This window comes from Oribacterium sp. HCP3S3_B9 (genome assembly GCF_052064255.1).
Classification (GTDB): domain Bacteria; phylum Bacillota; class Clostridia; order Lachnospirales; family Lachnospiraceae; genus Oribacterium.
Genome location: NZ_JBQHVY010000044.1, coordinates 1 through 2393, shown reverse-complemented (window position 1 = coordinate 2393; position 2393 = coordinate 1). Strand labels below are relative to the sequence as shown.

The window sequence follows — 2393 nt, the reverse complement described above, 5'->3', positions numbered from 1 at the left end:
TTAGGTCAGTTTACAAGGAACTACACGCAGACCGTGAAACGGGCTGCTGACAACAAACGGCGCTATGCTCCCGGCTGGGTGCATAGCACCTGTTTGTTGCGGGGGTTTCCAAAGGGGGCAGCGCCCCATTTGGCACACGACTTTGCGGAGCAAAGTGTAGTGTGTTATACGCTCTGTCGGCGTTGCCCTGAAAATACCGTTGCCGCCGGGGAGGGCAAGGGCATTTGACGCGGCAGGAAAGCAGGGCTTTGTTTGGGGCTGGTAAGCCGGAAACAAAGGGCTGATTTCAGCAGCAGACAGGGCGTATTATGAAAGCCCCCGTCCCTCGTCCTCCGCCCCCGGCCTATGGGACAAAAAGTCCCAAAGCTCTGGACACCGTGACCAGATGTGTGGCCACACTCCGGGAAAAGTAGCAGGACGGCAGGAAACCGTCAAGGCTGAAATGAATGGGCTGACGCCCGGCCTTGACCGTTCCCCGCCGCCCCGCTGGATGGGTGGACAAGGTGGCCAATCCCTAAAAGTGTTTGGCCGCACTCGTTCATTTTGGGGCCTTTCTTCTCCCAAAATTGAAATGGGCGGGAAAGCCCTAAAATGGCTTTCCCGCCTTGATTACCCATTAGCAAAGACGGGCGAGACTGTCAACGGCGGCGCTGAAAGCGCCGTTCATCTTGACCGTTGACTGGCTCGCCTGGCTTTGCTACTGCCCGTAAGAGATGGAAAAACAAGATGGAAAACAAGGTTAAAAATGGTTGACAAGTCTATCGGATGTGTGTTATACTGTGCGACAATTTGAGATTGGAAGGAGGCTTACGTGTGTTAATTTGTGTACGCTAATAAGTAATAAAAAGTAGAAGTACCTTTCCACATGATGGTGGGCTTTTTTTGCGTGCGTATGCAAAGGAACACGTAGGTTTGACACGAGCAGTCTTTGAACTGTATCGTGGTGTTTTTTCGTGCTTTGTTGTTATGCAGGCGTCTGCCCTCTCTGTGGGACAACGCCTGCTTTTTATTGCAGAAACAAAGGAACAATGCAATAAAAAAGGAGGTTCGCATTATGACCCAAAACAACAATTCATGGAGAAAAACTTATTTTACACTTCTTGCCGGACAAGCAATATCCTTTATTAGCAGCGGTATTTTGCAAATGGCCATTATCTTTTATTTGGTTGCGAAAACTAATTCTGCAATCATATTGACGGCGGCAACACTGATTGGATTTTTGCCGCAAGCCTGTTTAGGCCCGTTTGCAGGTGCTTTTGTTGACCGGCACAGCCGTAAAAGCGTAATGATTGGTGCGGATTTGATAATTGCCGCCGCTGGCGGTATTCTGGCGCTGGTGGCGTTTTACATGGAATTGCCCGTATGGTCTATTATGGTTGTCCTGTTAATCCGAAGTGCGGGAACTGCTTTTCATTCTCCAGCATTCAGCGCAGCAACACCTATGATTGTGCCAAAAGAGGAACTTACAAAATGCGCTGGTTACACGCAGACCATGCAAGCAGTAAGTGCGATTATCAGTCCAGCTGCCGCAGCGTTTTTATATGCTGTTTGGCCTCTTAATGCAATTATATTGTTAGATATTGTGGGTGCAATCCTTGCCTGTGTGACTGTTGCGATTTCGTCCATACCAACGCCTGAACTATGTCCAGAAACGAAAAGACAACAGTTTTTACAGGATATGAAAGAGGGGTATGTGGTATTAAAGCAAAACAGGGGCCTCTTTGCTCTGCTCTGGATTGGTGTAATTTATATGTTCTTTTATATGCCAATCAGTACGCTTTTTCCTCTCATCTGTATGTCATACTTCAAAGGAACACCGGCCCATGCCTCTGCCGCTGAAATTGCTTTTGCGGTTGGTATGCTGCTTGGCGGAGTCATTCTGAGCATTTGGGGCGGTTTTAAGAAACGGCGGTACACCATCGGTCTTTCCGTTCTCCTGATGGGCGTTAGCAGTATGCTCTCCGGGCTTTTGCCGCCAGACGCATTTCTTGTCTTTGTTGTGTGCTGTACTGTTATGGGAATTTCCGCTCCATTTTACGGTGTGCAAAATGCGATTTTTCAAGAAACGGTCAAACCAGAATATCTGGGGAGAGTTTTTTCTCTACTGACAAGCGCCGCTTCCCTCGCCATGCCGTTTGGCCTTGTCATTTCCGGGCCTCTGGCGGAGCGGCTGGGAGTTGAGAAATGGTTTGTCATTTGCGGAATTGGCATTATCATCGTTGCGCTTGCCGTATTTTTACTACCCGGTTTGAGAGAGATTGACAATACGCAATAATCAACTGCACCTTTTTCTATTACTAAACAAAATGCCTGGATGGTGGTTCTGAAAAACCAGAACCGCCGTTCAGGCATTTTTTATCTTCGTCCTCTCTGCGGTTTTGGATTCTTCAGCA

The 2393-nt window shown here is 48.3% G+C and carries 1 protein-coding gene; it reads left to right on the top strand.

All coding sequences use genetic code 11. The features are described 5' to 3' along the window. The first annotated feature begins 1054 nt into the window (after positions 1-1054). Positions 1055-2275 carry an MFS transporter gene (locus tag ACTNC3_RS11285; RefSeq protein WP_441227487.1) on the top strand — a complete coding sequence of 407 codons (1221 nt, stop codon included), beginning with the start codon at positions 1055-1057 and terminating at the stop codon, positions 2273-2275. Positions 2276-2393 lie beyond the last annotated feature (118 nt).

What these genes read in the sequence shown, in the direction of transcription:
- ACTNC3_RS11285 (WP_441227487.1), top strand. Translation starts at nt 1,055, where the DNA reads ATGACCCAAAACAACAATTCATGGAGAAAAACTTATTTTACACTTCTT.